The 6,085-nt window shown below is 63.9% G+C and carries 7 protein-coding genes; 3 read left to right on the forward strand and 4 right to left on the reverse strand.

Annotation, left to right across the window (positions count from 1 at the left end; genetic code table 11):
* Nucleotides 1-49 precede the first annotated feature (49 nt).
* Entirely contained in the window at nucleotides 50-430 is a 381-nt protein-coding gene (locus LMTR3_RS04230) for a carboxymuconolactone decarboxylase family protein (protein ID WP_065743820.1), read from the forward strand.
* 142 nt (nucleotides 431-572) lie between these two features.
* Entirely contained in the window at nucleotides 573-1,475 is a 903-nt protein-coding gene (locus tag LMTR3_RS04235; protein WP_065743821.1) for an NAD(P)-dependent oxidoreductase, read from the forward strand.
* A gap of 82 nt (nucleotides 1,476-1,557) precedes the next feature.
* Here LMTR3_RS04235 and lysA read toward each other — a convergent pair whose 3' ends face one another.
* The 3 genes from lysA to argH all read right to left on the reverse strand — a co-directional run bounded on the left by lysA (nucleotide 1,558) and on the right by argH (nucleotide 4,631).
* Complete coding sequence (lysA, locus tag LMTR3_RS04240) at nucleotides 1,558-2,823, reverse strand: diaminopimelate decarboxylase (protein WP_065743822.1); 1,266 nt, start codon at nucleotides 2,821-2,823, stop codon at nucleotides 1,558-1,560.
* 13 nt (nucleotides 2,824-2,836) lie between these two features.
* Nucleotides 2,837-3,100, reverse strand: a complete 264-nt coding sequence (gene lptM, locus LMTR3_RS04245; protein WP_065743856.1) for an LPS translocon maturation chaperone LptM — start codon at nucleotides 3,098-3,100, stop codon at nucleotides 2,837-2,839.
* Nucleotides 3,101-3,233: 133 nt separating this feature from the next.
* On the reverse strand, nucleotides 3,234-4,631 hold the full coding sequence (gene argH / locus LMTR3_RS04250; RefSeq protein ID WP_065743823.1) for an argininosuccinate lyase: 1,398 nt from the start codon (nucleotides 4,629-4,631) through the stop codon (nucleotides 3,234-3,236).
* A gap of 123 nt (nucleotides 4,632-4,754) precedes the next feature.
* Here argH and tlpA point away from each other — a divergent pair, with 123 nt between their 5' ends.
* Nucleotides 4,755-5,432: a thiol:disulfide interchange protein TlpA gene (tlpA, locus tag LMTR3_RS04255; protein ID WP_502686599.1), complete on the forward strand. Its 678-nt coding sequence runs from the start codon at nucleotides 4,755-4,757 to the stop codon at nucleotides 5,430-5,432.
* Nucleotides 5,433-5,604: 172 nt separating this feature from the next.
* Here the strand turns inward: tlpA and LMTR3_RS04260 are convergent, their stop codons facing one another.
* Nucleotides 5,605-5,793: a putative motility protein gene (locus LMTR3_RS04260; RefSeq protein ID WP_028348190.1), complete on the reverse strand. Its 189-nt coding sequence runs from the start codon at nucleotides 5,791-5,793 to the stop codon at nucleotides 5,605-5,607.
* Nucleotides 5,794-6,085: the final 292 nt, after the last annotated feature.

Consider the following 6,085-nt stretch of genomic DNA (forward strand, 5'->3'; position numbering starts at 1 on the left):
TCCCTCCCCGTAACGTCCGCGCCGAACCGTAAAACTACGAGGAAGCGACATGGACCAGAAGACACACGACAAGGGACTGGAAATTCGCAAAGCGGTGCTCGGCGAGGCCTATGTCGACAACGCGCTGAAGAGCGCCGACAGTTTTAACAAGCCGTTCCAGGAACTCGTCACCGAATATTGCTGGGGCGCGGTGTGGGGCCGCGAGGAACTGCCGCGCAAGACCCGCAGCATGCTCAATCTGGCCATGATCTCGATCCTGAACCGCCCACATGAACTGAAAGCACACATCAAGGGCGCGCTGACCAACGGCGTCAGTCGCGACGAGATCCGCGAGATCTTCATGCAGGTTTCGATCTATGCCGGCATCCCCGCCGGCGTCGACAGCTTTCGCATCGCGCGCGAGGTGTTCGCGGAGTTGGACAAGGGTTGAGGCTCTCGCCCCTCATGGTGAGGAGGCGCGCAAGCGCCGTCTCGAACCATGTGGCCCCGCTAGTGCCATTCATCCTTCGAGACGCCGCTCACGCGGCTCCTCAGGATGAGGACCGCCTCCCGACAATTCAGGAAACATCACCATGGAAATCGGATTCATCGGCCTCGGGAAAATGGGTTTCCCGATGGCGCGCCGCCTGATCGAGGCCAGGCATCAACTCACCGTGTTCGATACGCGGCGGGAAGCCATCGACAAGCTCGTCGCGCTCGGCGCGCAGGCCGGATCGTCGCCAAAGGATATCGCCGATCGCTGCGAGACGGTGCTGGCGAGCCTGCCGTCGCTGCAGGCTTCGCTCGAGGTTGCGACCGGCGCGGGCGGCGTGATCGAGGGGAGCCGCGTCAAACGCTTCGTCGATCTCTCTACCGTCGGCTCGCAAATGGCGGCCAAGATTCACGGTCTTCTAGCGAAGAACAACATCGTGCAGATCGACAGCCCCGTCAGCGGCGGCGTCGGCGGCGCCGAGAAGGGAACGCTGGCCGTGATGGTCTCCGGCCCGCGCGCCGATTACGAGCTGACAAAACCCGCGCTCGACGTGATCGGAAAAGTGTTTTTCATCGGCGAAAAGCCCGGCTCGGCGCAAACGATGAAGCTGGCGAACAACTTCCTGTCGGCGACCGCGATGGTGGCGACGTCGGAGGCGGTTGTGATGGGCGTCAAGGCGGGGCTCGATCCGGCCGTGATGATCGACGTCATCAATGCAGGTTCCGGGCTCAACACGGCGAGCCGTGACAAGTTTCCGCGCTCGGTGCTGCCGCGCAGTTTCGATTTCGGCTTTGCCACCGGACTGATGGTGAAGGACGTGCGGCTCGCGCTGGAAGAGATGAAATCTCTGGGGCTGTCGATGGAAGTCGCCGAAGCGGTCGGGCGCTTGTGGGAAGTCATCATCCGCGACGAGGGCGCGGAGTCGGATTTCACCGCGGCGATCAAGCCGATCGAAAAGGCAGCGGGGGTGGTGGTCGGCGGCGCGAAGGGAGGTAGTGCGTAGGATGGGTGGAGCGAAAGCGATACCCATCAATCCCGGTGCGGAAACGTGATGGGTATCGCTTCGCTCCACCCATCCTACGAAATCACAACCACGGCGCAGGCTTGTCCATCGCGATCAATTCCTCGACCTCGATGCGGGGGCGGACCACGGCGTACCGGTCGTCCTTGACCAGGACTTCCGGCACCAAAGGCCGCGTATTGTAGAAGCCGGACTGCACCGCGCCATAGGCGCCGGCGGTCATGATCGCCAGGAGATCGCCGGGCTTGGGCTCGGGCAAATTGCGATCGAGCGCGAGATAGTCGCCGGTCTCGCAGACGGGTCCGACCACGTCGGCCGTGATCGTCCGCACATCCTTGGCCGGCTCGCGAACCGGGAGGATGTCGTGGTGGGCTTCGTAAAGCGTCGGGCGGATCAGATCGTTCATCGCGGCGTCGATGATGACGAAGTTCTTGGCTTCGCCCGGCTTCACATAGATGACGCGGGAGACGAGGATGCCGGCATTGCCGACGATCATCCGCCCGGGCTCGAACATCAGCGTGCAGCCGAGATTGTGCGTCACCCGCTTGACCATCGCGGCATAGGCCGACGGCAATGGCGGCGCCTCGCGGTCGGCGTGATAGGGTATGCCGAGCCCGCCGCCGAAATCGATATGCTCGATCTTGTGGCCGTCGGCGCGCAGCGTCTGCACGAAATCGGAAAGAATCCGGAACGCGGTCTCCATCTTGGAGAGGTCAGTGATCTGGCTGCCGATGTGCATATCGGTGCCGGTCACCTCGATCCCCGGTAAGCTGGCCGCACGGGCATAGACCTCGCGTGCGCGTGCAATGGGAATGCCGAACTTGTTCTCGGACTTGCCGGTGGCGATCTTGGCATGCGTGCCGGCGTCGACGTCCGGATTGACCCGCAACGAAATCCGCGCGGTCTTGCCGGTCTCGACCGCGAGCCTGGACAGCAGTTCCAGTTCGGGTTCGGACTCGACGTTGATGCAGAGGATGTCGGCCGCGAGCGCCGCGCGCAGCTCCGTCTCGGTCTTGCCGACGCCGGAAAACAGAATCTTGCCGGGCGGAATCCCCGCCGCCAGCGCCCGCTTCAACTCGCCGCCGGAGACGACGTCGGCGCCGGCACCAAGTTTCGCCAGGGTGCGCAGCACCGCCTGGTTGGAATTGGCCTTCATGGCGTAGCAGACCAGCGTCTTCTCGCCGGCAAAGGCCTCGGTGAAAACGCGGTAGTGACGCTCCAGCGTCGCCGTCGAATAGCAATAGAACGGCGTGCCGACGGCATCCGCGAGCTCGGACAGATTCACGGCCTCGGCGTGCAGCACGCCGTTGCGATAGTCGAAGTGATTCATGGCGTGCTCAGTCTCAGTCCAGCAGCGGATCGAGAACGAATTTCTTCTTGCCGCCCTTGGGGGCGCTGGGGCCCGCCTCGGATCCGTTGGTCGAATTGAAGACGCCGGGCTGTGCCGCGCGCTCGGCCTCGGTATCCGACGTGGCCTGCGCCTGCGGCGGCGCGCTTGGCGGCAAATCGAGCCCGCCCTTGCGTCCGCAGCCGCCGAGCGCGAGCGCGGTCACGCTCAGCACGATAATGGCCCATCCCGACGATGACGGGCGGTAGTTATTGATCACGACGAAATCCCCAATGCGCGCCGCACCATACAAAGGTTGCCGCAGTCTGGCGAGTGCCGATCGGCCACGGAAACCCAAGAAAAACCCAAGGAAACTCAAGGAAAAACCCAAGAAATTGCAGCGAAAATTTCGCTCAGCCCGATTTTTGCTCTTTTTCCAGCCGCTTCAGCCAGGCTTTGGCCTGCGAAAGCACGTTCTTCGGCGCGGTGCCGCCATAGCTGGTCCGGCTTTTCACCGAGGCCTCCACCGACAGCACGCGCAGGGCGTCCGCGGTGATGTCAGGCTCGACCTCCTGCATCGCCTTGAGCGGCAATTCGTGCAGCGCCATGCCCTGCTTCGACGCGAGCGCCACGATTCGCCCGGTAACATGATGGGCGTCGCGGAACGGCATCTTCAGCGTCCGCACCAGCCAGTCGGCGAGATCGGTAGCGGTGGCGTAGCCCTCGCCGGCCGCGGCCTTCATCCGCGCCTCGTCGGGGACGAGATCGAGGACCATGCCGGTCATGGCGCGAATCGCGAGCGAGAGCGCGGAAAACGCCTCCATCGCACCCTGCTTGTCCTCCTGCATGTCCTTTTGATAGGCGAGCGGCAGCCCCTTCATCACGATCAAAAGCCCGTTGAGCGCGCCGATCACCCGGCCGGTCTTGGCGCGCACCAGTTCGGCCGCGTCCGGATTGCGCTTCTGCGGCATGATCGAGGAGCCGGTGGTGAACTTGTCGGAGAGCCGCACCAGCCCCACCAGCGGCGAAGTCCAGATCACGATTTCCTCGGCAAAGCGCGACATGTGCACGGCCGCGATCGACGCCGCCGACAGGGTTTCGAGCACAAAGTCGCGGTCCGATACCGCGTCCAGCGAATTGGCCATCGGGCGGTCGAAGCCGAGCGCCTTGGCGGTGGCAGCGCGATCGATCGGAAACGAGGTTCCGGCGAGCGCCGCGGCGCCGAGCGGCGATTCGTTCAGCCGCTTGCGCGCGTCGGCAAAACGGCCGCGGTCGCGCGCCGCCATCTCGACATAGGCGAGCAGATGATGCCCGAAGGTGACGGGCTGGGCGGTCTGCAGATGGGTGAAGCCCGGCATCACAGTTGCGGCATGCTCCACGGCCCGCTCGGCCAGCGCGAGCTGGAAGGCAGCCAGCGCCGCGTCCGCCTCGTCGATCGTGTCGCGGACATAGAGCCGGAAATCGGTCGCCACCTGGTCGTTGCGCGAGCGCGCGGTGTGCAGCCGCCCGGCGGCCGGCCCGATCAGTTCGGAAAGCCTGCTCTCGACATTCATATGGATGTCTTCGAGCGCACGCTTGAAGTCGAACGAGCCCTTGCCGATTTCTGACAAAATCGTGTCTAGACCCTTGCCGATATTTTTCGCATCACTCGCGGTGATAATGCCTTGCGCGGCCAGCATTGCAGCGTGGGCCTTGGACGCGGCGATGTCCTGGGAATAGAGGTGACGATCGACGTCGATCGAGACGTTGATTTCCTCCATGATCGCATCGGGGCGCTCGCTGAACCGGCCGCCCCACATCTTGTTGCTCATGACTTCTCAAGCCCTGCCATCTATATCGTCGAGCCCATACGAAACGCCGCGCCGGTTTCGGCCGTAACTCGACCGTAGTCTTGAGCCCTGCATAGCCATATCTGACACAGGATGACAAACGATATGCCCGAAATGTCCCCGCCCCGCCCCACCACGCGGCGCCGGATCCCGATCACCATCGGTGCGGTGGCGGCTGCGGGCGTGGTCGGATTGGGCGCGTTTTACGGGCTCGGCAGCTTCAAGCGCGGGACGGGCGGCGACCCGTCCTGTGCGGGAGCCGTCGAACTGGCCCGCAAGATATCGCCATTGGCGCATGGCGAGGTGGCCGCGCTGACCATGGCGACGACGCCGTTGCGGCTGCCCGACCTCGCCTTCGAGGATGCCGAGGGCAAGCCGAGGAAGCTGTCGGAGTGGCGCGGCAAGACCGTGCTGGTGAACCTGTGGGCCACCTGGTGCGTGCCTTGTCGCAAGGAAATGCCGGCGCTGGAGAACCTGCAGGCCAAGCTCGGCGGCAAGGATTTCGAGGTGGTCGCCATCAACATCGACACCCGCGACCCCGAGAAGCCGAAGAACTTCCTCAAGGAGGCCAATCTGACCCGGCTCGGCTATTTCGCCGACCAGAAAGCCAAGGTTTTTCAGGATCTTAAAAACATAGGCAAGGCGCTGGGCATGCCCACCTCGGTGCTGGTGGACGCCCAGGGCTGCGAGATCGCCACCCTTGCCGGCCCCGCCGAATGGGCCAGCGAGGACGCGATCAAGCTGATCACGGGCGCGATGCAGCCGAAGAAGGCGGGGTCTTAGGGGCCACGCAGTGGCGGCGGCATTGCCCCCGGTCTCCCCTGTCAGACCTCATCCTGAGGAGCCGCGTTAGCGGCGTCTCGAAGGATGAATGGCACCAGCGGGGCCACATGGTTCGCGACGGCGCTAAAGCGCCTGCTCACCATGAGGGTTTAACGGTTAGTCGGGGGCTGGCTTAGGCCGCAATATTGAGGTTGCCGCCGACGCCGGGGGCGAGATTGGCGGTCGAGGGCGTGCCGAGCAGCGTCTGAACCGCGGCTTTCTCGGCATCCGCATTCTGCTTGATGATCGAGGTCTGGATCTGCTGCTGCGTGCCCGCCGCCTGCATCGCGAGCATGCTCGAAACCATCGCCATCATATCCATACGCAGCACTCCTCAAACCTGAGGGCACCGTACCCCGGCACCGGTTAATGAATGCTTGGCGAAACTGAGCGGTGGAGAGGTCAGCCGAGTGCAACCGACGAATCTGTAGATGGGGTAACGGGCCCCGGTCTGCCTTCCAGGCAAGCCGCGCTTGCTACGGCGCCATTGGTGGCGCGCTTCGCGCGGCCTGCCTGGAAGGCGGGCGGTCGTCCCTCACATTGATGGTGTTACGGAGTCAGAGGGATGAGCCTCGCTCCAAGCATCAGGGAGAGACGACCATGGAGTATTATGC

Source organism: Bradyrhizobium sp. LMTR 3, from assembly GCF_001693485.1.
Taxonomy (GTDB): Bacteria; Pseudomonadota; Alphaproteobacteria; order Rhizobiales; family Xanthobacteraceae; genus Bradyrhizobium.

Bases quoted from the DNA above. Each gene is read 5' to 3' on its own strand.
- LMTR3_RS04230 (WP_065743820.1), top strand. From the start codon at position 50: ATGGACCAGAAGACACACGACAAGGGACTGGAAATTCGCAAAGCGGTG.
- LMTR3_RS04235 (WP_065743821.1), top strand. From the start codon at position 573: ATGGAAATCGGATTCATCGGCCTCGGGAAAATGGGTTTCCCGATGGCG.
- lysA (WP_065743822.1), bottom strand. From the start codon at position 2,823: ATGAATCACTTCGACTATCGCAACGGCGTGCTGCACGCCGAGGCCGTG.
- argH (WP_065743823.1), bottom strand. From the start codon at position 4,631: ATGAGCAACAAGATGTGGGGCGGCCGGTTCAGCGAGCGCCCCGATGCG.
- tlpA (WP_502686599.1), top strand. From the start codon at position 4,755: ATGCCCGAAATGTCCCCGCCCCGCCCCACCACGCGGCGCCGGATCCCG.
- LMTR3_RS04260 (WP_028348190.1), bottom strand. From the start codon at position 5,793: ATGGATATGATGGCGATGGTTTCGAGCATGCTCGCGATGCAGGCGGCG.